This is a genomic window from Streptomyces sp. NPDC046831, assembly GCF_040645305.1.
Lineage (GTDB): Bacteria > Actinomycetota > Actinomycetes > Streptomycetales > Streptomycetaceae > Streptomyces.
The window spans coordinates 71,742-93,231 of record NZ_JBEYXZ010000025.1; the positions used below are offsets into that span (position 1 = coordinate 71,742).

General features: G+C 72.7%; 15 protein-coding genes, 1 tRNA gene and 1 pseudogene. 11 read left to right on the forward strand and 6 right to left on the reverse strand.

Going from position 1 to position 21,490, the window contains the following annotated elements; genetic code table 11:
- Positions 1-301 precede the first annotated feature (301 nt).
- The 10 genes and pseudogenes from ABZ920_RS21260 (at position 302) to ABZ920_RS21305 (ending at position 9,898) form a co-directional block, all read left to right on the forward strand.
- Positions 302-1,465, forward strand: coding sequence for an inositol-3-phosphate synthase (locus tag ABZ920_RS21260; protein ID WP_361507088.1), 1,164 nt, complete (start codon positions 302-304; stop codon positions 1,463-1,465).
- Complete coding sequence (locus ABZ920_RS21265; protein WP_361507091.1) at positions 1,462-2,595, forward strand: SCO3242 family prenyltransferase; 1,134 nt, start codon at positions 1,462-1,464, stop codon at positions 2,593-2,595. Before ABZ920_RS21260 ends, ABZ920_RS21265 begins: the two co-directional genes overlap by 4 nt.
- Positions 2,592-3,803 carry a sugar phosphate isomerase/epimerase family protein gene (locus tag ABZ920_RS21270; protein WP_361507094.1) on the forward strand — a complete coding sequence of 404 codons (1,212 nt, stop codon included), beginning with the start codon at positions 2,592-2,594 and terminating at the stop codon, positions 3,801-3,803. The genes ABZ920_RS21265 and ABZ920_RS21270 overlap by 4 nt, the downstream gene beginning before the upstream one ends.
- A complete protein-coding gene (locus ABZ920_RS21275) occupies positions 3,800-4,534 on the forward strand; it encodes an EboA domain-containing protein (protein ID WP_361507097.1) in 735 nt (244 codons plus the stop codon). The genes ABZ920_RS21270 and ABZ920_RS21275 overlap by 4 nt, the downstream gene beginning before the upstream one ends.
- Positions 4,534-5,517, forward strand: a complete 984-nt coding sequence (locus ABZ920_RS21280) for a TatD family hydrolase (RefSeq protein WP_361507099.1) — start codon at positions 4,534-4,536, stop codon at positions 5,515-5,517. The genes ABZ920_RS21275 and ABZ920_RS21280 overlap by 1 nt, the downstream gene beginning before the upstream one ends.
- A 3-nt stretch (positions 5,518-5,520) precedes the next feature.
- Positions 5,521-6,690 (forward strand): metabolite traffic protein EboE, encoded by a 1,170-nt coding sequence (eboE, locus tag ABZ920_RS21285; protein WP_361507101.1) that lies wholly within the window; start codon positions 5,521-5,523, stop codon positions 6,688-6,690.
- Positions 6,687-8,099 (forward strand): nucleotide pyrophosphatase/phosphodiesterase family protein, encoded by a 1,413-nt coding sequence (locus ABZ920_RS21290; RefSeq protein WP_361507104.1) that lies wholly within the window; start codon positions 6,687-6,689, stop codon positions 8,097-8,099. The genes eboE and ABZ920_RS21290 overlap by 4 nt, the downstream gene beginning before the upstream one ends.
- 114 nt (positions 8,100-8,213) lie before the next feature.
- Positions 8,214-9,413 carry a sugar phosphate isomerase/epimerase family protein gene (locus ABZ920_RS21295; RefSeq protein ID WP_361507107.1) on the forward strand — a complete coding sequence of 400 codons (1,200 nt, stop codon included), beginning with the start codon at positions 8,214-8,216 and terminating at the stop codon, positions 9,411-9,413.
- Between the two features lie 69 nt (positions 9,414-9,482).
- Positions 9,483-9,676, forward strand: a pseudogene (locus ABZ920_RS21300) (aldehyde dehydrogenase); the annotation flags it as partial.
- Between the two features lie 137 nt (positions 9,677-9,813).
- A tRNA-Leu gene (locus ABZ920_RS21305) sits at positions 9,814-9,898 on the forward strand.
- 229 nt (positions 9,899-10,127) lie between these two features.
- Here ABZ920_RS21305 and ABZ920_RS21310 read toward each other — a convergent pair.
- The 6 genes from ABZ920_RS21310 to ABZ920_RS21335 all read right to left on the reverse strand — a co-directional run bounded on the left by ABZ920_RS21310 (position 10,128) and on the right by ABZ920_RS21335 (position 19,402).
- On the reverse strand, positions 10,128-10,463 hold the full coding sequence (locus ABZ920_RS21310; RefSeq protein WP_361507110.1) for a hypothetical protein: 336 nt from the start codon (positions 10,461-10,463) through the stop codon (positions 10,128-10,130).
- A gap of 106 nt (positions 10,464-10,569) precedes the next feature.
- Complete coding sequence (locus tag ABZ920_RS21315; RefSeq protein ID WP_361507113.1) at positions 10,570-15,282, reverse strand: putative T7SS-secreted protein; 4,713 nt, start codon at positions 15,280-15,282, stop codon at positions 10,570-10,572.
- 2 nt (positions 15,283-15,284) lie between these two features.
- A complete protein-coding gene (locus ABZ920_RS21320; RefSeq protein WP_361507116.1) occupies positions 15,285-15,941 on the reverse strand; it encodes a hypothetical protein in 657 nt (218 codons plus the stop codon).
- Positions 15,931-16,350 (reverse strand): SseB family protein, encoded by a 420-nt coding sequence (locus tag ABZ920_RS21325; RefSeq protein WP_361507119.1) that lies wholly within the window; start codon positions 16,348-16,350, stop codon positions 15,931-15,933. Before ABZ920_RS21325 ends, ABZ920_RS21320 begins: the two co-directional genes overlap by 11 nt.
- Positions 16,351-16,613: 263 nt before the next feature.
- On the reverse strand, positions 16,614-17,984 hold the full coding sequence (locus ABZ920_RS21330) for an SMI1/KNR4 family protein (protein ID WP_361507122.1): 1,371 nt from the start codon (positions 17,982-17,984) through the stop codon (positions 16,614-16,616).
- Between the two features lie 320 nt (positions 17,985-18,304).
- The gene (locus ABZ920_RS21335; RefSeq protein ID WP_361507125.1) at positions 18,305-19,402 is read right to left on the reverse strand and encodes a vWA domain-containing protein; all 1,098 of its coding nucleotides are present in this window, start codon (positions 19,400-19,402) and stop codon (positions 18,305-18,307) included.
- Between the two features lie 591 nt (positions 19,403-19,993).
- Here ABZ920_RS21335 and ABZ920_RS21340 point away from each other — a divergent pair.
- Entirely contained in the window at positions 19,994-21,460 is a 1,467-nt protein-coding gene (locus tag ABZ920_RS21340; RefSeq protein WP_361507128.1) for an ATP-binding protein, read from the forward strand.
- The last annotated feature ends 30 nt before the right edge of the window (positions 21,461-21,490 follow it).

Here is a 21,490-nt window from a genome sequence, read left to right on the forward strand (position 1 = left end):
CAGGTCACGTGGCGGAGCCACCTGTCCTGCGCACCGTGCGGCGAGGGTGCGTGCGTGCGTGCGTGCGTGCGTGCGTGCGTGCGAGCGTGCGTGCGTGCCGGGCGCCGGGGCGCAGGCGCGGAACTCGAAACAGGCCGGCACAGGCCCGCACAGGCCCGCACAGGCCCTTGAGGGCCACCGGAACGGCGGCGGGCGGAGGACGCCGGACCTCCGCCCGCCGTCCCGCCGGGCCCGCGCCCGGCACCCCGCTCGTCCCCCTGCGGCGCTCGCACCAGGTTCGCGTACGACAAGGAGGCTGCCCATGTCCGCCGAACCGTCCCTCCCCACCCCTTCCCCGGCCCCCCGCTTCGGCGTCTGGCTCATCGGCGCGCGCGGATCCGTCGCCACGACCGCGATCGCGGGCTGCGCCGCCGTCGCCGCCGGGCTCCACCCGCCGACCGGCATGGTCACCGAGACCCCCGACTTCACCTCCTGCGGTCTGCCCCCGCTGCCGTCCCTCGTCCTCGGCGGCCACGACACCCTCGACTGCCCGCTGCCCAAACGCGCCGAGCACCTCGCCGCCGGCGGTGTCCTGCCGCACGGCCTGCCGTCCGCCGTGCACGCCGAACTCGTCGCCGCCGACCGGGAGATCAGGCCCGGCGGTCCGCTGCCCGGCGACACCGGACGCACCCAGGACCAGTGGATCGAGGTGTTCGCAGCCGACATCCGCGACTTCGTGCACCGCCAGGACCTCGCGGGCGCCGTCGTGATCAACGTGGCCTCCACCGAGCCGGCCCCCACCGACGGCACCCTGCCGCCCAGCTCCCTCTACGCGGCGGCCGCCCTGCGCGCCGGCTGCCCCTACGTCAACTTCACCCCCTCCACCGGCCTGCACCACCCCGCCCTGGCGCCGCTCGCCGCCTCCTCGGGCCTGCCGTACGCGGGCCGTGACGGCAAGACCGGGCAGACCCTGCTGCGCTCCGTCCTCGGCCCGATGTTCCTGCAGCGCGCCCTCGCCGTACGGGCCTGGTCGGGCACCAACCTCCTGGGCGGCGGCGACGGCGCCGCCCTCGCCGACCCCGCGGCCGCCGCCGCCAAGAACGCCGGCAAGGAACGCGTCCTCGCCGACACCCTCGGCACCACCCCCGAGGGCCAGGTCCACATCGACGACGTGCCGGCCCTCGGCGACTGGAAGACCGCCTGGGACCACATCGCCTTCGACGGCTTCCTCGGCGCCCGCATGGTCCTGCAGACCACCTGGCAGGGCTGCGACTCGGCCCTCGCCGCCCCCCTCGTCCTCGACCTGGCCCGGCTGACCCTCCGCGCCCGGGAGAAGGGGCTGACCGGCCCGCTGACCGGACTGGGCTTCTACTTCAAGGACCCGGTCGGCGACGGACCGTCGTCACTGGCCGAGCAGTACACGGAGCTGATGCGCCTGGCCGAGCGGCTGCGGGACGACGCCGAGGACCGCGGGACGCGGCGATGAGCCGCACGACCGCCGCGGCGAAGCCCGAACCCGCTGTGACGCCGGCAGCCGGCCCGGCCCGCGGGGATGGTGCGGCGTCCTGCGACCGTAGGGATGGTGGGGCGTCCGGCGACCGCGGGGACGGTGGGGCGTCCGGCGACCGCGGGGACGGTGCGGCGTCCTGCGACCGCGGCCCGCGACCGGACCGCGCGGGCGCCTGGGCCGAACTGCTGCGGCTGCCCGCGCTGTTCACCGTCCCCGGTGATGCCCTGGCCGGCGCCGCGGCGGCCGGCGCGCGTCCCGGGCCCCGCACCCTGCTCGCCATCGGCTCCTCCCTGTGCCTGTACGAGGCCGGCATGGCCCTGAACGACTGGGCGGACCGCGCCGAGGACGCCGTGGAGCGGCCGCACCGCCCGCTGCCGTCCGGCCGCGTCCGCCCGGCCGCCGCCCTCACCGCCGCCGCGGCCCTCACCGGCGCCGGCCTCGCGCTCGCCGCCGGCGCGGGACGCCGCGCCCTCGCGGTGGCCGCGCCGCTGGCGGCCACCGTCTGGGCCTACGACCTCGCCCTGAAGCACACACCCGCCGGTCCCGCGGCCATGGCGACCGCCCGCGGACTCGATCTGCTCCTGGGCGCCACGGCCACCGGCGGCGGCACCCGGGCCGCACTGCCCTCCGCCGCGCTGCTCGCCGGCCACACCCTCGCGGTCACGGCCGTCTCCCGCCGGGAGACCACCGGCGGCTCGGCCCTGGCTCCGCTGGCGGCCCTCGCGACGACGGGGGCGCTGACCCGGCTGGTCACCCACCGCCGCACCCGACCCCCGGCAGGCCGGCGGGCAGCAGCCGCCCCCGGCCTGCCGGGCTCCGGCCCGGCCGGGCGCCCGCCCGGGACCACCCGGCGGGCCCTCGTCACCGTCCTGGCCGCCGCCTACGCCGCCACGGCCGCCCGCCCCTACGCCCACGCCGCGCTGAACCCGTCACCCCCGCTCACCCAGCGCGCGGTCGGCGGCGGCATCCGCGCCACCGTCCCGCTCCAGGCCGCGCTGGCCGCCCGCTCCGGCGCGACCGCCACCTCCCTCCTGGTCGCGGCTCTCGCCCCGGCCGGCCGCATGTTCGCGAGGAGGGCCGCCATGAGGAAGGTGAGCATCACATGAGCCCGCACCCGAACCGGACCGCGAACCGGGACGCCGGCGGGGACGGTTCCGGCCTGGCCCGGGAGGCGAGTCGGGATGCGGGTGGCCGCGCTGCCGGGGACGTGCGCCGGGGCGTCGGCGGGGACGGTTCCGGCCTGGCCCGGGAGGCGAGTCGGGGTGCGGGTGGCCGCGCTGCCGGGGACGTGCGCCGGGGCGTCGGCGGGGACGGTTCCGGCCTGGCCCGGGACGCGAGCCGGGGCGCAGACGGCCGCCCTGCCCGGGACGTCCGCCGGGACGCGAACCCGTGCGCACCCACCCCCCTCCGCTTCGGCTACGGCACCAACGGCCTCGCCGACCTCCGTCTCGACGACGCCCTCGCCCTCCTCGCCGACCTCGGCTACGACGGTGTCGGCCTGACCCTGGACCACATGCACCTCGACCCGCTCGCCCCGGACCTCGCCGCCCGCACCCGCCGGGTGGCGCACCGGCTGGACGAGCTCGGGCTCGGCGTGACCGTGGAGACCGGCGCCCGCTATGTGCTCGACCCCCGCCGCAAGCACGGCCCCTCGCTGCTGGACGCCGACCCGGAGGACCGCGCGCGCCGGGTCGACCTCCTCCTGCGGGCGGTCCGCGTCGCCGCCGACCTCGGCGCGCACGCCGTGCACTGCTTCAGCGGCAGCGTCCCCGACGGCACCGACGAGGACACCGCCTGGAAACGCCTCGCCGAGACCCTCACCCCCGTCCTGGACGCCGCGACCGCCACCGGCGTCCCGCTCGCCGTCGAACCCGAACCCGGCCACCTTCTCGCCACCCTCGCCGACTTCCACCACCTGCGCCGCACGCTCGGCGACCCCGAGCCGCTCGGTCTCACCCTGGACCTCGGCCACTGCCAGTGCCTCGAACCCCTCCCGCCCGCCGACTGCGTACGCGACGCCGCCCCCTGGCTGCGCCACGTCCAGATCGAGGACATGCGCCGCGGCGTCCACGAACACCTCCCCCTCGGAGACGGAGAGATCGACTTCCCGCCCGTCCTCGCGGCCCTCGCCGCCACCGGCTACCAGGGCCTGACGGTCGTCGAACTGCCCCGCCACTCCCACGCGGGCCCCCACTTCGCCGCCCACTCCCTCCCGTTCCTACGCCACGCCGCCCCTTCCGCCCCCGCCCCATCCGCCCCCGTCCCACCGCACGGCGATCCCTCCGCCACCTCCGAAGGGAGCAGAACCCCATGACCCGCCCCCATGCCGCACCGGCCACCCCGGAGGCAGCCACCACCGGCGGACCGGCGACCCGCGGTGACGGCACCACCCCCGCCCTCACCCCGCCCGCCGAACTGCGCCGCCGCCTCGACGACCGGCTCGGCGGAGCCGCCCGCGCCTGGCTCGACCAGGCCCTGGACGAGGCCGCCACCCGCCCCGGCACCCACGGGCCCATCTCCGTGTGGGAGCTGCGGCTGGCCGAAGCCGGCCGCCGCTGCGGCCCCGCCCACGCCGACGCCGCCCGCGTGCTCATCCTGCACGCGGCCCGCGCCGACGCCGACGCCCTGACCCGCGTCTACTTCCAGGGCACCGCCGACGAACGCCGCGCCGTCCTGCACGCCCTGCCCCACCTCGTGCCCGACGGCCCCGACGCCCTCCCGCTCGTCGAGGACGCCCTGCGCACCAATGACACCCGGCTGGTCGCCGCCGCGCTCGGCCCCTACGCCGCCCGGCACCTGGACGCCCACGCCTGGCGGCACGCGGTCCTGAAGTGCCTGTTCACGGGCGTCGCCCTCGACCACGTGGCGGACCTGGACCGGCGCGCCCGGGGCGACGCCGAACTCGCCCGCATGCTCGGCGACTACGCCGCGGAACGCACCGCCGCGGGCCGCCCCGTCCCCGCGGACCTGCACCGCGTCCTGGCCCTGACCGAGTCCGCGCCCCCGTCCGGCGGCCCGGTCGACCCCCACGGCAAGGAGTCCTGATGCGCATCTTCGACCCCCACATCCACATGACGTCGCGCACCACCGACGACTACGAGGCCATGTACGCCGCAGGCGTCCGTGCCGTCGTCGAACCGTCCTTCTGGCTCGGCCAGCCCCGCACCTCCCCGGCCTCCTTCTTCGACTACTTCGACGCCCTCCTCGGCTGGGAGCCCTTCCGCGCCGCCCAGTACGGCATCGCCCACCACTGCACCCTCGCCCTCAACCCCAAGGAGGCGGGCGACCCGCGCTGCACACCCGTCCTCGACGCGCTGCCCCGGTATCTCGTCAAGGACAACGTGGTGGCCGTCGGCGAGATCGGCTACGACTCCATGACCCCGGCCGAGGACACCGCCCTCGCCGCCCAGCTCCAGCTCGCCGCCGACCACGGCCTGCCCGCCCTGGTCCACACCCCGCACCGCGACAAGCTCGCGGGGCTGCGCCGCACCCTGGACGTCGTCAAGGACTCCGCGCTTGCCGTCGACCGGGTCCTGGTCGACCACCTCAACGAGACCACCGTCAAGGAGGCCAAGGACAGCGGCGCCTGGCTCGGCTTCTCCGTCTACCCGGACACCAAGATGGACGAGGAGCGGATGGTGGCGATCCTGCGCGCCTACGGCCCCGAGCGGGTCCTGGTGAACTCCGCCGCCGACTGGGGCAGGAGCGACCCCCTCAAGACCCGCAAGGTCGCCGACCTGATGCTCGCCCAGGGCTTCACCGAGGACGACGTCGACCGGGTGCTGTGGCGCAACCCCGTCGCCTTCTACGGTCTCAGCGGCCGCCTGAACCTCGACGTCGCCGCCCCCGGCGCCACCCACGAGGGCAACTCCATCCTGCGCGGCGCGCCCAAGGACGCCACCGGCCCGCAGGACGGCGCCGCCCCCGAGGACCCCGCCCTCCGCCACGACGGACCCGGCTCGCCGGAGCCCGGCGCAGGTCCCCACACCGCCGCCGCGGACGCCGGCGAGCCCGCGCGGAGGGCGTGACGCATGCGCTTCCGCCACCCCGACGGCTCCACCGTCCACCTCGCCTACTGCACCAACGTCCACCCCGCCGAGACCCTCGACGGCGTCCTCGCCCAGCTCCGCCACCACTGCGAGCCGGTCCGCCGCCGCCTCGGCCGCGACCGGCTGGGCATCGGCCTGTGGCTGGCCGCGGACGCCGCTCGGACCCTCGTCGGCGACCCGTCCGCGCTGCGGGGCCTGCGCATGGAACTCGACCGGCGCGGCCTGGAGGTCGTCACCCTCAACGGCTTCCCCTACGAGGGATTCGGCGCCGAGGAGGTCAAGTACCGCGTCTACACACCGGACTGGGCCGACTCCGAGCGCCTGGAACACACCACCTCCCTGGCCCGCGTCCTCGCCGGACTGCTCCCCGACGACGTCACCGACGGCAGCATCTCCACCCTGCCCCTCGCCTGGCGCACCGCCTACGACGAGCAGCGGGCGAAGACCGCCCGCACCGCCCTGCGCACCCTCGCCGAACGCCTCGACGCCCTCCAGGAACTGACCGGACGCTCCGTCCGCGTCGGCCTGGAACCGGAGCCCGGCTGCGTCGTCGAGACCGCTCATGACGCCATCGCCCCGCTCACCGCGATCGCCCACGACCGCGTCGGCATCTGCGTCGACACCTGCCATCTCGCCACCTCCTTCGAAGACCCGCACACCGCCCTGGACGACCTCACCCGGGCCGGTGTGCCCGTGGTCAAGTCCCAGCTCTCCGCCGCCCTGCACGCCGGACAACCCCACCTCCCCGAGGTCCGCGAGGCCCTGGCCGCCTTCGCCGAACCCCGCTTCCTGCACCAGACCCGCACCGCCACCCGCGCCGGCCTGCGGGGCACGGACGACCTGACCGAGGCCCTGACCGGTGACGCCCTGCCCGACGCGGCCCCCTGGCGCGCCCACTTCCACGTCCCGCTGCACGCGGCCCCCGCCGCGCCCCTCACCTCCACCCTCCCGGTCCTCAAGGACGCCCTGGCCCGGCTCGTCGGCGGCCCGCACCCGCTGACCCGCCACCTCGAGGTCGAGACCTACACCTGGCAGGCCCTGCCACCCGCGCTGCGCCCGGCCACCCGGGGCCGGCTCGCCGACGGCATCGCCGCCGAACTCACCCTCGCCCGCGACCTGCTGACCGACCTCGGCCTGAAGGAGCTGCCGTGACCCGGCCACCGGCACCCGCACCGCCGTCCGCCGAACGCCCCACCCCGCTCCTGGTCCTGGACGTCGTCGGCCTCACCCCCCGGCTCCTCGCCCACATGCCCCGCCTGACGGCCCTCGCCCGCACCGGCAGCAGCGCGCCGCTCGGCGCCGTCCTGCCCGCCGTCACCTGCGCCGCCCAGTCCACCTTCCTGACCGGCGCCACCCCGTCCCAGCACGGCATCGTCGGCAACGGCTGGTACTTCCGCGAACTCGGCGAGGTGCTGCTGTGGCGGCAGCACAACGGCCTCGTCGCCGGCGACAAGCTGTGGGACGCCGCCCGCCGCGCCCACCCCGGCTACACGGTCGCCAACATCTGCTGGTGGTACGCCATGGGCGCCGACACCGACATCACCGTCACCCCCCGCCCGGTCTACTACGCCGACGGCCGCAAGGAACCCGACTGCTACACCCGCCCGCCCGGCCTGCACGACGAACTCACCGGCGAACTCGGCACGTTCCCCCTCTTCCACTTCTGGGGCCCCGGCGCCGACCTCGTCTCCAGCCGGTGGATCATCGACGCCACCCGCCACATCCTGCGCACCCGCCACCCCGACCTCGCCCTGTGCTACCTCCCTCACCTCGACTACGACCTGCAGCGCTTCGGCCCCGACGACCCGCGCTCCCTGAAGGCGGCCGCCGACCTCGACGCGGCCCTCGCCCCGCTGCTGGACGACGCCCGCGCCGAGGGCCGCACCGTCGTCGCCCTGTCCGAGTACGGCATCACCCGCGCCGACCGGCCCGTGGACATCAACCGCGCCCTGCGCCGCGCCGGCCTCCTCGAGGTCCACACCCAGGACGGCATGGAGTACCTCGACCCGATGGCGTCGCGCGCCTTCGCCGTCGCCGACCACCAGATCGCCCACGTCTACGTGCGCCGCCCCGGGGACCTCGCCGCCACCCGGGCCGCCCTCGACGGACTGCCCGGCATCGAGCAACTCCTCGACGACGAGGGCAAGAAGGCCCACCACCTCGACCACCCGCGCTCCGGCGAACTCGTCGCCGTCGCCGAACCCGACGCCTGGTTCACGTACTACTACTGGCTCGACGACGCCCGCGCGCCCGACTTCGCCCAGCTCGTCGAGATCCACCGCAAACCCGGCTACGACCCGGTCGAACTGTTCATGGACCCGCTCGACCCCTACGTCAAGGTCAAGGCGGCCACGGCCCTGGCCCGCAAGAAACTCGGCCTGCGCTACCGCATGGCGGTCGTGCCTCTGGACGCCTCACCCATCCGCGGCAGCCACGGCCGCCTCCCCGCGAGCGACGACGAAGGTCCGCTCCTCATCTGCTCCACCCCCCACGCCGTCGGCGACCGCGTCGCGGCCACCGATGTCAAACCACTCCTGCTCCACCTGGCCGGACTCGGCTGACGCACCACCGGCACGGCACCCGAGATCCGACTACTGAGAGTGAAACACACGACACTGACAACGGCCGGTCCCGGCGGGACCGGAGCCGGCCACGACCGAGAAGGCAGGCCACTCGTGACCCCGTACTCCGACCGCTCCCGCACCGAGGCCGCCGCCTCCGCCGCCGACGCCCCGGACGAGGGACTGCGCCGCACCCTCGGTGTGGACCGGCGCCGCTTCCTCAGCACCTGCACCGCCGTGGCGGCCGGAGCCGTCGCCGCCCCCGTCTTCGGCGCCGCCCCCGCACTGGCCCACGACCGGGACAGGAACCACGACCACGGACCCGGACGTGGGCAGGTGCTCGTCCCGCCGGACAAGCGCGGCATCATCCTCTACACCGTCCGTGACGCCACCGCCCGCGACCCCCTCGCGAGCGACCTGCCCTCCGGCTTCCGCGAGGTGTTCAGGCAACTGGCCCGGCACGGCTACCGCCAGGTGGAGTTCGCCGGCTACAACCAGCACGCCAACGCCCCCGGCGGGGCCGGCCTGGAATCCGTGGCGGGCGCCAGGATGCTGCGCTCCTGGCTCGACGAGTACGGGCTGCGCGCCCAGGGCAACCACGGCTTCATCCCGTCCTCCTGGCCGCTCACCACGGCCGACCTGGACACCTTCAAGAAGCACCTGGAGATCGCCAACATCCTCGGCATGGACCACATGGGCACCGGCGGCGACCCCACGGGCAGCTCCTACCGCGCCGACTGGGACGTGGCCGCCGACAAGTGGAACGCCCTCGGAGAGATCGCCCGCCGCGAGGGCATCAAGCTCTACACCCACAACCACGACGCGGCGTACGGCTTCCTGCTCGACGGCGGCCCGCTGGACGACCAGGGCCGGCCGACCCGCAGCTCCGGCATCCGGAAGCTGGAGTACTTCCTGAAGATCACCGACCCCCGGCTCGTCTGGCTGGAGATGGACGTCTTCTGGGCGCACGTCGCCCAGTACAAGTTCCACACGTACACCGCCCACGACGGCTCCACCCGGAGGAACGTCTTCGATCCGGCCGGCCTGGTCGTCCGCCACAACAGGCGCTACCCGCTGTTCCACGCCAAGGACGGTGTCGTCAGCACGACCAACGGCATGGGCTACGACATGGTGCCCTTCGGAACGGGCGTCATCGACTACACGACGTTCTTCTCCCGCGTCGGTCAGCGGAACTACCACAACCCGATGGTCGAGGACGACAACTCGCCGAGCGCCACCGACCCGGCGCAGTCGCTGCGCGAGGCCAAGATCAGCTACGACAACCTGGCGGCCCTGCGCGCGCGGCGCCGCTGACCGCGCCGCCCGGCCGAACGACGGCGGTCCTTCCCGCACCACCCGCGGGAGGGGCCGCCGCCGCACTGCCGCACCTTCGAGGCCGGCCACGGCGCCCCGAGCTCCCGGGGTGACCGCGACGAACCGTTCGGCGGCTCCGGCGCGTCCTGGCACGGCGCGTTCGTCGGCGGCGGCCGCTGGTCCGCGCGGTGACCCGCGGACCGACGGGGGAGAGACCGCCCGGCGACCTCCCGGAGTACCGGCTCGGGGCCAGGTGCGCGTGACCTACCGGACACACACCGTGCACCCCGCCCGCCACCGCCCGGGAGCACGGAAAACGCAGGTGAAAGGCACTGCGAAACCTTGGTATGGTGGTCCGTGTCGCCACGGGGGAACACCCCGCCGCGGCGACAGACACCTGGTCCGGGTGGCGGAATGGCAGACGCGCTAGCTTGAGGTGCTAGTGCCCTTTATCGGGCGTGGGGGTTCAAGTCCCCCCTCGGACACACAGCACACAGCACAGTTGCCCCACGGGGCCCGGTTTCCGGGCAGGGGCGATCGGCACCCGCATCGGCTCCCGGCCGGGGCGGGTGTTCTGCGTTCCGGTCTCTTCTCCCTGGCGTTCTCCTCCTCGTCGATCGATGGTGATCCTTTCTGCTCGGGGTGTGTCCGCGGTCAGGGTCCTGGCCACGGAGTCGTCCCTGGTCCCGGGCCTGCATGGTCATCGCCGCGCGGTCACTCCAGTTCTGCCGCACGGCGCTTGAGGGCCTCCGCCTCGTCGTCCCAGTCCGGGCCGAAGCACAGCAGGTCGGCAGCGGCCTCGCGGAGCAGGTCCGGATCGTCCGGACGCTTGAGGCAGGCCAGGCGGTAGGCGAGATTCCGCGCCCAGGGCGGCAGGGCCATCCAGTCCTCCGCCAGAACCTGCCTGAGCATGCTGAGGATCTCGTCCGCCGACGCGAAGGTCACCTTCTCCGTGAAATCCCGGACGGCATCCCGGAGTGGGCGGCTACTGGCGTCCGCGGCGTCGATCGCCCTGCCGAGATCCTTCGCCGCGCGGGTCAGATCGGACATCTCTTCCCTCTTTTGTGCGGGTGTGAGCGGCCTGGGGCCCTCCGGCCAGACCGTAGCACCGGGCGGCGGTCCGCGCCGGTCGTGCCGGCCGCCGCCCCCGTTTCCGTCAGTTGAGCCAGTAGGTGGACAACTGATAGGCGCCGTCAGGGCGATGGATGACGCGATACCCCACATCGTGACCCTCGATCACCACAGACCTCTCGAGGGGGCCGGTGAAGCCGGGGCCCGGTGTTGGCACCGTCCCACCGCCCTCCATGTACTTGTACACGTCCGACACGATTGCCTGCTCGATCTGGTCCGGCTTCAGACCGGTGGTGCGTAGATCGTTCTGGACCCCGTCGCGGCCGGTGTGCACCCGGTCGTAGCCGTGACCCGTGTTGAAGTGCCAGTGATCGTCGCCGACCGTGGCCGCGCGCTTGAGATCCTGCCCCTCGCCCTGGGACGTGTACTCACCGATGGTGGGTCCCTCGCCCTGCGCGTAGGGCGACAGGCCGAGGGGGTCACAGACGGTGTGCGGGTTGTGGGTGTAGCCGAGCGGGTTCGGCGCAGGGGCGAGGCCCAACGGGTCCGGGGACGTGTAGCGGCCGGTCTCCGGGTCGTAATGGCGGTGGAGGTTGTAGTGGAGGCCCGTCTCCGGGTCGTAGTACTGGCCCGGGAAGCGCAGCGGAGTGTAGGCGGTTCCGGCGCGCTTCCAGGCGGTCGCGCCCCACAGCGTCGTGCGAGTCCGCCAGGCGATGGCACCGGTCTCGTCGATCAGTTCCGTGGGGCTGCCGACGAGGTCGGTCGCGATCGCGAAGAAGCGTCGGTCGATCTCCTCCTGCCGGGAGTCCGGGGAGAGCAGGCGCTCCGTCTGGGACAACGGGACCAGCCCGCGGTGGTCCCAGGTGAGAACCACAGGGTTGGGCAGGTCGGCGGAGACGGTGACCTGCTCGCAGAGGGTCGTGCCGTCCCAGGCGAAACGGATCTCCTCGACGACGGTGTCGTCCGGGTCCAGGCGTAGTTTGGCGGTGCGCCGGCCCAAGGGGTCGTAGCGGTAGCGCCAGCGGGTGCCGTCGGGTGTGACGACGGAGGTGAGACGGCTCTCGGCGTCCCACTCGTAACGCCAGGTGTCGGGCTTACGGGAGAGACGGGTCTTCTGCCGTAGTACGACGCGCCCGAGGGCGTCGTGCTCGAAGCGGACATCACCGGCTCGGGTCAGAGCGGTGCCTGCGTACGTGCGAGATCCGGTGGCCTCGTGAGCATGGTGGGAGGCAGGCCAGGAGCCTTCGGTCTGGTTCCCGGAGGAGTCGTAGGCGTACCGCTCGGTCCAGCCGTGGGCCTGTACGGCCGTCACCCGGCCGACCGCGTCGAGCTCGAAGCTGCGCACGCCGGACAGCTGGTCGGAGACCCCCGTGAGGTGGCCGTCGGCGCGGTAGGTGTAGGCGCGGGTGTTGAGGTGGTGAGCCCCCACGGCCAGTTGCTGTTCGGACAGGCGGCCCGCCTGGTCCCAAGCGGAGGAGACGGTGAGGCCGCTGCCGAACACTCGCTCCAGCTCCCGGCCCGCGGCGTCGTAGGCGAAGGTGATCTCACGGTCCCCGGCCGTCATCCCTGTGGGCCGCCCGGCTGCGTCGTACGAGTAACGGGTGACCAGGCCGGTGGGTGTGATGCGGCGTGTCCGGCGCCCGACGGCGTCGTAGGCGTGCTCCATGGCGTGCCCGTCGACGAGTTCGGTCTTGAGAAGACCTCGCCGGTCGTAGCGGCGGACCACTTCTCCGTCGGGTCCCGAGGCGTGGAGCAGACGCCCGGCGCGGTCGTAGGCGTAGGAGGTGACCCGGCCGGCCAGCTCCTTACGGATGATCCTGCCCTGCTCGTCATGGGTGTACGAGGTGGTGTGACCGAGATGGTCCGTCCTGGCGGTGAGCTGTCCGGCGGCGTCCGGACGGCACGTGACGGTGCGGCCGTCGAAGTCGGTCTCCGAGACGAGACGGCCTGCCGCGTCGTAGTGGTAACTCCATGTCATACCAGCCGGGTTGGTGACCTGGGTGAGCCGCAGACCGGAATCGTGCTCGAACTCGTAGCGGGCGCCGTCAGGAAGAACGCGTGCGGTGAGCAGATCGAAATGGGTGTACTCGAACCGGGAGACACCGCCGGCCGGATCGGTGTGGGTGAGGCAGTTGCCCTCGCCGTCATAGGTCCACGACGCGGTCGCGCCGTCCGGTGCGACCCGTTCCGCGAGCCTGCCGTCCGCCGTCCAGGTGAGCCGGGTGACTCCGCCGACCGGGTCGGTGATCCGTACGAGCCTTCCCAGGGCGTCGCGCCGGAGATGTGTCACCCCGCCCGCGGGGTCGGTCACCGTCACCGGGAGACCGGCGCTGTCGCAGGCCACGGTGGTGGCCGCGCCGAGTGCGTCGGTGAAGGAGACCAGGCGGCCCGCGCCGTCGTAGGCCCACCGCGTGGTGTTGCCGGCCGGATCGGTGACCGCGGTCCGGTTGCCTCGTCCGTCGAACTCCTGCAGCCAGCGGGCGCCGTCCGGACCGTGGAGCACGGTCGGCAGGCCCGCCGGGCCGCGTTCGGCCCGTAGCTCACTGCCGTCGGGCCGAGTGAGCACGCTCAGCCGGCCGGCTTCGTCGTACGTGAAGGCGGTGGTGCGGCCGAGTGGGTCCGTGCGGGTGAGCAGGTTGCCGCGGTCGTCGTGGGTGTAGCGCGTGGTGTGGCCGAGGGGGTCGGTCGTGGCGACGACCCGGCAGTGACCGTCGATCAGGTGGCGGGTGCTGTGGCCCTCGGCGGTGGTGAGGGTGGTGGTGCGGTGGCCGGTCTCCGGGTCGGGCCCGGTGTAGCTGAGGGCGATCTGTACGTGGCCTGCTTCGCCGCCTTCTGCCACGACGCGGTCCTGGTCGTCGTAGGTGTAGTCGTAGCGGCTGTTGTTGGAGTCGATCCAGGCGGTGACGCGGCGGCGGTCGTCGTAGAGGAAGGTGGTGGTGGCGCCGGAGGGCTTGGTGACGGTGGTGAGGTTGCCGTCGTGGTCGTAGCCGTAGGACATCAGCGGCAGGTCGGCGCCGCCGGCGCCGGCGCCGGCCAGGGTGAGGGTGGTGATCCGGCCGTCCGCGAGGGCCGGCTTGACGTGGTAGCCGCCGGAGTGGACCAGGGCCAGCGGGAGGCCGTCGTCGGTGCGGTCGACGGTGACGGCGTGGCCGTTGCGGTCGGTGAGCGAGGTCAGCCAGGCGGTGCCGTCCTCGCCGGGTTCGCTGTCGTGCGGGGCGGTGAAGCGGCGGACCAGGCCGGTGTCGGGGTCGGTGACGGTGTAGTCGCCGTCGCCCTCGCGCTCCAGCAGCGTGCGGGCTGTCCCGGACTCGGGCCGGGTGGGGGAGCCGGGGACCGGGTGCGGGTAGGTGATCAGGAGGCCGTCCGCGGTGACGTGGACGACGCCGATCGCGTCGACCTGCAGATGCTCGTCGACCGTTGACGTCCAGGACGGGCCGAGGAACCGACCGGTGGCGTTGCCGGACTCGGTGCGGCGGGTGAACGTCAGGGGCAGGATGCCGGGCAGTTCGACGTCGGTCTGCGAGAGGAACATGCGGCCCGAGGCGAGGTCGACGGGGTCGGTGCCGTCGGTGGTGCGGGAGCCGTCCGGGCGGTTGTGGGTGCCGTCGGGGACGTCGTCGAGCAGTCTGCGCAGCCGGGCGGCCTTGGCGGCGTCCGCGGCGAGCCTCACGCCCTTGACGGCGGCTCCTCCACCACCGGTCGCCGCGGTGAGTGCCAGGTCGGGTATGAGCCGGCCGAAGCCCTCGGCGGGGTCCTTCATGAAGTCGCTGACCATCTGCTTGCCGGTGCCGACGGGGTCGTTGGCGGCGAGGACGAGGCCGGCGGCGAGGCTGTTGAGGTTGGTCGTGTACTCGGCGGGGTGGGTGATGTTGTACGGATCCAGCGGGTTGATGCCGCGGACGAAGTTCAGCAGCCCGGCGGTGCCCTTGATGATGCCGCCGCCGACGTGGTCGCCCGTGATCTGCATCTCCTGCAGACCGCTGAGCGCCTGTTCGGCGTAGGAGGGTTTCTTCGGGGCGGTGTCCCGGGCCGCGCGCACCGCCGAACGCGCCGTCTCGGCCGCGGTGTTCCGCTGCTTGCGGGCGTCGGCGAGGATGTCCTGCGCGTCCTGCATCAGCTTCTTGCCCGGATCCGTGAACGTCGGGGAGGGGCGTGGCGGCAGGCTGCCGGCCGGGTACTGGTCGGGGTCGGCGTTGTGGCGGTCGACGGCCTTGTTGTAGTCGTCGATCTTCTTGCGGTGCGCGTCGGCCGCGTCCTCGGAGGCCTTGACACCTTCCTTCCACTTGTCGATCGCGGTCTGTGCCTGTCCTTGGGCCCAGGTGACGGTGCCGGCGAACGCGTCGAGCGCGGCGGCTGCCTTCTCGCAGGCGTCCGCGCCGGTGAACCACTTCGGCGGCTGCGTGCTGACCGCCGTGCGTAGCGCCTCGGCCGCCTCACCCTTCAGCTTCGAGGAGTCCAGGCCGCGCAGGCCCTCGCCGGCGTTGTCGAACGCGGCCTGGAAGCCGCGCAGCTTCTCGGCCGTGGCGCGGATCTTCTCCGCGCTGCCGTAGATGAGCTCGGTCTTGTCCTCGGTCTGCCCGAGGTCCATCTCGTCGACCTCGGCGCCCATCCGGTTCGCCACCGAACGCGACTGCTCGCGCACCCAGTCCGCACCGGACTCCCAGCCGACGTCATCGAGCCGGTCCGCGGTCCAGTTGCCCGCGGTCTCGACCCTGTTGCCGACCCACTCGACGCCGTCCTCGACAACGTCCTCCACCGAGTCCGGCGTGATGTCGCTGATGAAGTCGCCGATACCCATGCTCAGTTCCCCCCGTTGTCACCGTTCTGCTGCGCCTGCTGGGCGCGTTCCTCGGGTGACGGCCCGAACGTGTCGTCGAGTGCCTGGTTCCACTGGTCGTCGGTGATCCCCAAGGCCTCGTTGAGCATGTCCGCCTGGCGGCCGCCCTGACCCTCGGTCATCACCGTGCGGCCTGTGTCCTTCCAGGTCTGCTCGATGTCCTCGCCTGCCTGCTGGAACGATTCCGGGCTCCAGTCGGGGTCCAGGTAGTCGGGCTTGAAGACCTCGCCCCAGCCCTGCTGGGCGATCTCCTCCTCGGTGGCGTGCGGGTTGCCGCCCGCCAGCGCGTTCACGCCCACCTTCAGGGCGCCCTCGACGTACTGGTCGTGCTCCCACTGGGTGCCCGCCGCCAGACCGAGGCGGTCGGCGATCGCGCTCGCGTCGCTCACCAGGGCGCGCACGCCCCATTCCCAGCGCTCGCAGAAGTCCTCGAAGTCGACGGACAGGCCGTGATGACCCGCCTCCATCGCGGTCATCGCCAGCGACGAGAAGCCCTTGCCCATCACCGAGCCGGTGGCACCGCCGAGGTCACCGAGCTGGTCGATGGTCGCGCCCACGCCCTGCGTGAACTTGGCCACCGACGCCTTGTCGAAGTCGAGGTCCGTCCCGTCACCGCCCACGGCCGGCTCCCTCCACCTCGGCGTCCAAGGCTGCGGCGTCGGGGACGATCCCGGTCACCGGCGGGAAGAACATCGACCCGTCCTCCGTCGCGATGTCGACCGCGAGCCCGGCCGGCTCACCCAGACCCGGCACGATCTCGTCCACGATCCGCGCACCCAGCAACGCCACGTACTCCAACGGCCGGTTACTCGTCCCGCGTTGCAGTGCGAAGCGCGCCAGCGCCTCCTCGTCCGTGAACGCGCAGATCCACCGCACACCACCCGAATGCGCCGACCACAGACCACCGGCGTCGTCCGACGGCACCAGAAGAACCGACCGCCGCATCTCACCGACCAACGCCCGGGGGTCCCCGGCTCCCGCCCTCCGCCCCGCGATCCGCTCGGCGAGCGCCGTCCTCGCCTGTTCCATGGCCCCTCCCACGTTCTTGGGTCACTGCTGGCACCCTTGAACAGGACGCACGTTCGGAAGAGACGGTTTCTCACGGCCGGAGTTGCCTCAGTCGAGCTTGCTCCGGCGTGGAAGAGACGGGCTACCGGGATGAGGGCGGCCGTTCCGCCCAGCGGCCGGGAACCCGGAGCCGGTACAAACTCCCGGTGAACCGGGGGTGTCGCCCCACTGGCTCGACGTGGCCGGGAGGGCCGTGGGACGGCGGGCCCCGTCGGCGAGGTGACTCATGAGGCCTTTCCCTCCAGCACCGTGATGCCGGTGATGAGCGGCCGGCCGTACAGGGCGAGGATCTCGTTGGCGAGGGCGATGGTCCGCAACGGGTTGTCCCGTTGCCGGTGGGCCTCGATGCCTGCGGCGAGGAGCCCGGTGGGCACAGCCTCCGCATCGAGGAGGACGCGCCACTCCGCGGGCGGGAGTTCCAGATACTCGAGGTGGGTGAGCCGGGAGATCTCACAGGGATCGGCGAGAGTACCGGGACAGGCGCAGAGGGTCCGCAGGCGCGGCAGGCCGAAGACGGGGGCGAGGCTGAGGGGCTCCTTCTCCCACACCCCGATGCTGAGGACCTCCAGGCCGGCATGGGCGGCGGCCTCGATGCTGGGGAGGGAGACGCGATTGACGTGGGCGACGAGTGGCGGCCGTTCGGCCCTTCGGACGGGCCGCCCGTCGAAGTGACGGTGGACCACCATGTCGGTGAGGGAATCGGCGACCAGCCCGGCGCCGATGTTCTCCTCGTGGCCGATGATGATCACCTGCCCGACGTGCCCCTGCGGACCCGGCGTGAGGTCGACGGCGATACGGTCCCCGCCGCCGTTGTCACCGAAGACGATCCAGCCCGGCGATCCGACGAGCCCCTGCACCGCGTCCTCCGGCCCCGTCTCGACCGCCTCCATGGCGCCGAACTGCCACAGCACGTGCCGGGAAGCCGCGTCGGCAACGTACACCTCGTCGAGGGGGAGGAGCTCGCAGCCGATGGTGTCGTACGGCTCCTGGTAGTCGTCCCAGTCCTCGTACCGGCCCCGGGCAATCCGGTACAGGGCTCTCAGCTCGGGAGGCAGCGGCACGCCCAGGCGCGCCTCGGCCGCTGCGATCTCCTCCTCGGAGGCGCCCACCGCGTCCGGGAGCCGTTCGCGAAGAGTGCGCTGCAGCAGTCCCACATCCGCGGACGGAGCCGGTACCGCGCCCGGCACCGGATCGGGCAGGCGGCGTACCGGCTCGGGCAGTGCCCCGTCCGCGAGGAGAAGCGTGCCCGGGTGCGGGGTCGCGACACCCTGCTCCGCGGAAGAGCCCGGACTGATCAGATACAGCCGGACACCGCCGGGAGCGGAAGACGCCTCCACGACGAAGGAGACACCGTTGCTCCCGCTCTCCTTGAGCGCGTCGACGATCCGGCCCACGGCGTCGAACTGATCCTGGTTGTCGGAGACCTGTGAGGTGCGACCCGGCTGCGGCGGCCGGTGCGGCAGCGGAACACTCCATGCCCCAGGACTGATCTGCCCCGCCACATGCCCGCCGGGCGCGGAGAGCGTTTCCGCGTGGGCGACGTGCAGGAGACGCAGCAAAGGTTGCCAGGTGGTGAAGTCATGAAGCGAGGGCACGAGAAGACCTCCGGAAGGTGTGCTCGCCGATTTTGGATCACGGGTCGGGCGCCGACAACACGGGGCGCCCTCCGGGCGGAAGCGGTCCGGGGGAAGGAGACCCGCTCTCGGTCTGCGGTTCGGCGCCGGCACCGGCGGATCTTGCCCCGGCCCCCGGATCCCGGACCGCCCGTGCGTCGACGGGCGGACGGCTCGGAGGCTTCATCAACAGCGACCACGCACGGCGCACGACTATGCGACGACGACCCGTGCGGGACTGTCCCTTCGCCGGAGCCGCCCGGCGTACGCGGCGGTCGGGGTGCCGGCGCCGGCCGGACCGGCTACAGCAGGACGAGCAGCCTGGTCCCCGGGACCAGCTTCCGGTTGACCGAGGTGGACTGGACGAACACGGTGTAGGCCTCGTTGCTCCCCGGCGTCACCGTGACCTCCGTCGACGGCAGGCCCAGGAGCTGCCGGGCGGCGGGACCTGTGAACACCTTTCCGGTCGTCCGGCCGGTGGCCGGGTCCTTCTCCGCCACGGCGATCTGCTTGTTGGCCTGGATCTTCTCGCGCTTGGACAGCTCGTAGAAGGCGCAGCCGGTCCTGTACGGATGCCCGGCGCTGGTGACGAAGTCGCGGATGGACGTCCGCCCGTCCACCGGGATCAGGACGTACTTGCCGGCGTCCAGGGCCCGGAGGCTGGACTTCACGTCCGCCGTGCTGAGGTCCTGGCCCATCGCGAAGAGGTTCCTGGTGCCGCGCACGCCCTGCTCGCGGTCCCGCAGGAACTTCGTGGCGGCCGTCTTGACGGCGCCGATCGCCTCCTCGACGCCCTGGTCCGAGTCCGCGTCCCAGATCGAGATGTTGCCCGTGGGGAAGCCGTACTGCTGGGCGGTGCGCTTGGCCAGGGAGTTGGGCACCATGATGGCCGAGGTCCAGTGGTCCGGCAGGTTGTCCATCTTGTCCGCGATCCTGCTCAGCCACTCGTCCAGGAGGGCACGGCCGTCGGGAAGGTGGTCGTGGCGCGCGCCCGTCGTGTCGGCGCCGGAGGCGTTCTCCTCGCCGTCGGTGACGACGACCTGGAGGAAGCTGTGCTCGCCGTACTCCTCCCATATGTGGCCGAGGTCGTCGAGCGCCTTCACCGACGCCTGAATCAGCGCCGTAGCGCCGTTCTCGACGGTGTACAGGCCCCGCATGGACGGCAGGTGCTTGACGTCCATGTCCCACACCAGGTTCTCCACCAGGTGGTCGAAGGCGTAGAGGCTGATCCGGGTCTCGTGGCCGAGCCGGTCGGACTCCTCCTTCAGCCCCTTCACGAACTCATCCACCACGCGGACGAGTTGCTCCGAGTGGCCTCGCATCGAGCCGGACTTGTCGATGACGAGAGCGACGTGGTTCACGAAGTGCTTCTTGAGCCGGTCCTTCACCGTTGCGCTCATCGTGTCCATCCCCTTCCCATGGTGCCCCCGGACCACAACGGCGCCTTGCGGAGACACGGCCTCCCGGCGCGGACCTGTCCGTCGCCGTTCGGCCCGTCCCTGTCCTCGAGCGTCACGGGACCCGGCCGCGAAAAGCCGTCAGGGGAGCCCCCCCGACGCCCTTTTCCGCAGGCAGATGTCTCCTACCGAGGGTGAACCCCCGGCAGGACCCTGGTCCGTCCAGATGATGGCTCCACCTTATGGAGGAGCACTGACAACGCATGCTGAGCTGCGGTTCAGCGCGAGGGACACCCGCTGGAAGCGGTCGCACCCGCGGTGGATCAGAAGACGCGCTGAGGGATGCCGGGAGGGCGGCCGGGCCGGGTTCGGTGCCCGGGGTGTGAAGATAAGGGCAACGGTTCGATCACTGTGCGTGCCAGAGACTGACACCGGAGCCCTGGTGCGCGGTAACGTGCGCGCTCAACCTGATCATCGCACTGTCCAGGGACTGTCATGCCCGATCCTTTCACGCCGCCGGACGACCGGCCGGCAGCGCCCGTGACCTCCCGTGGGACGGCCGAGTCGCGAGCCGGGTCCTCGAGGCGGCGTCAGATGCTGTGGTCCGTGCTGCCACCGGGCGTGGTCGCCGTGGCCGGTGCGGTGGCCACCGCGCTGGTCAGTGATGGCCACCTGGACCGGACAGACCAGGTGGCGACGTCCGGCAGCGTGGTCCTCATCGGCGCCCTGGCGGCAGGAATCGCGGGTGTGAGGGCTTCGGCGGAGGCACGAGCAGTCACCAAGCGCTGGACGGAGCTGTCCCGTGCGGCCGACCGGGACCGTGCCGAGCTGGCCGAGCTGATCCGTACCACAGCCGAGGGCAGAGCCGAACTGCAATCGCTGTTCCGTCGGCTGAAGTCCGGGGAGCCCCCTGTGCGGCGCCGGCCGGAACTGCCCCCGCAGACCGGCCCGGACGAACTCTCCCGGCTCGGATTCGAGATCGCTGCGGCCCGGCACGAGGCGGAGGCAGCCCTGCTGGAGACCGCCGCCGGTGCGCTCGGTGCGGAACACAGTGCCAAGCTGGAGCAGTTCGAGGTGTTCGCCAACCTGGCGCGCCGGCTCGAGTCACTGGTGCACCGCGAGATAGGACTGCTGGACAGCCTGGAGAACGAGGTCGAGGACCCCGACCTGCTCAAGGGGCTGTTCCGGGTGGACCATCTGTCCACCCGGATCCGCCGCTACGCCGAGAACCTGGCCGTGCTCGGCGGCGCGAACACCCACCGCCAGTGGACCCGTCCCGTCGGTCTGACCGACGTGCTGCGGTCCGCCGTCGCCGAGATCGACCAGTATGCCCGGGTCAAGCTGGTTCCACCCATCGATGGAACGGTCAGCGGCCACGCCGTGGTCGACGTCGTCCATTTGCTGGCCGAGCTGCTGGAGAACGCGACGGTCTTCTCACCGCCCCAGACCACCGTGCACGTGCGGGTCGAGCCCGTCGCTGCCGGAGTGGCGATCGAGGTGGAGGACCGGGGCCTCGGCATGTCAGCAGCCGAGCGCAACCAGATGAACACGGTGTTGGGTGAACCCGGCAAGGTCGCCCTCGGCGAGCTGCTGCAGGACGGCCGGATCGGCCTGTACGTGGTCTCGGTCCTGGCCCAGCGGCACGACATCGCCGTGCAGTTGCAGAGCAACGTGTACGGCGGCACTCAGGCCGTCATGGTGTTGCCCACGGCACTGCTCGGCCCGCAGCCGGCAACTCCCGCGCCCGAGCACCCCGCTGTCGCGACCTCTGACGCGGTGCCGCAAGACCCGGGGGAGCCCGATGCGACGGACCTTCCGGCGACAGGGATGACCGTCGGCGAGGATCCGCTCGTGTCCGATCCCGAACCGCAGTCCGCCCCGATGCCCTCCGACGGCGACGACGACCGTCCGCGGCTGCCCCGGCGACGCCGGGACCACGCCGCCGAACAGCCGCGCCCGGTCCCCAGCGCCGGCAGTTCCGAGGACATCGCGCACGACCCGGGCCTGATGGCCGCGTTCCAGACCGGACTACGCAGGGCCGAGGAAGCGGAGACGCCCTGACACCCGAGGCCACCCTGAAGGCCCGGGGCC

Bases quoted from the DNA above. Each gene is read 5' to 3' on its own strand.
- ABZ920_RS21270 (WP_361507094.1), top strand. From the start codon at position 2,592: ATGAGCCCGCACCCGAACCGGACCGCGAACCGGGACGCCGGCGGGGAC.
- ABZ920_RS21340 (WP_361507128.1), top strand. From the start codon at position 19,994: ATGCTGTGGTCCGTGCTGCCACCGGGCGTGGTCGCCGTGGCCGGTGCG.
- ABZ920_RS21325 (WP_361507119.1), bottom strand. From the start codon at position 16,350: ATGGAACAGGCGAGGACGGCGCTCGCCGAGCGGATCGCGGGGCGGAGG.
- eboE (WP_361507101.1), top strand. From the start codon at position 5,521: ATGCGCTTCCGCCACCCCGACGGCTCCACCGTCCACCTCGCCTACTGC.
- ABZ920_RS21315 (WP_361507113.1), bottom strand. From the start codon at position 15,282: ATGGGTATCGGCGACTTCATCAGCGACATCACGCCGGACTCGGTGGAG.
- ABZ920_RS21275 (WP_361507097.1), top strand. From the start codon at position 3,800: ATGACCCGCCCCCATGCCGCACCGGCCACCCCGGAGGCAGCCACCACC.
- ABZ920_RS21280 (WP_361507099.1), top strand. From the start codon at position 4,534: ATGCGCATCTTCGACCCCCACATCCACATGACGTCGCGCACCACCGAC.
- ABZ920_RS21260 (WP_361507088.1), top strand. From the start codon at position 302: ATGTCCGCCGAACCGTCCCTCCCCACCCCTTCCCCGGCCCCCCGCTTC.
- ABZ920_RS21310 (WP_361507110.1), bottom strand. From the start codon at position 10,463: ATGTCCGATCTGACCCGCGCGGCGAAGGATCTCGGCAGGGCGATCGAC.
- ABZ920_RS21265 (WP_361507091.1), top strand. From the start codon at position 1,462: ATGAGCCGCACGACCGCCGCGGCGAAGCCCGAACCCGCTGTGACGCCG.
- ABZ920_RS21335 (WP_361507125.1), bottom strand. From the start codon at position 19,402: ATGAGCGCAACGGTGAAGGACCGGCTCAAGAAGCACTTCGTGAACCAC.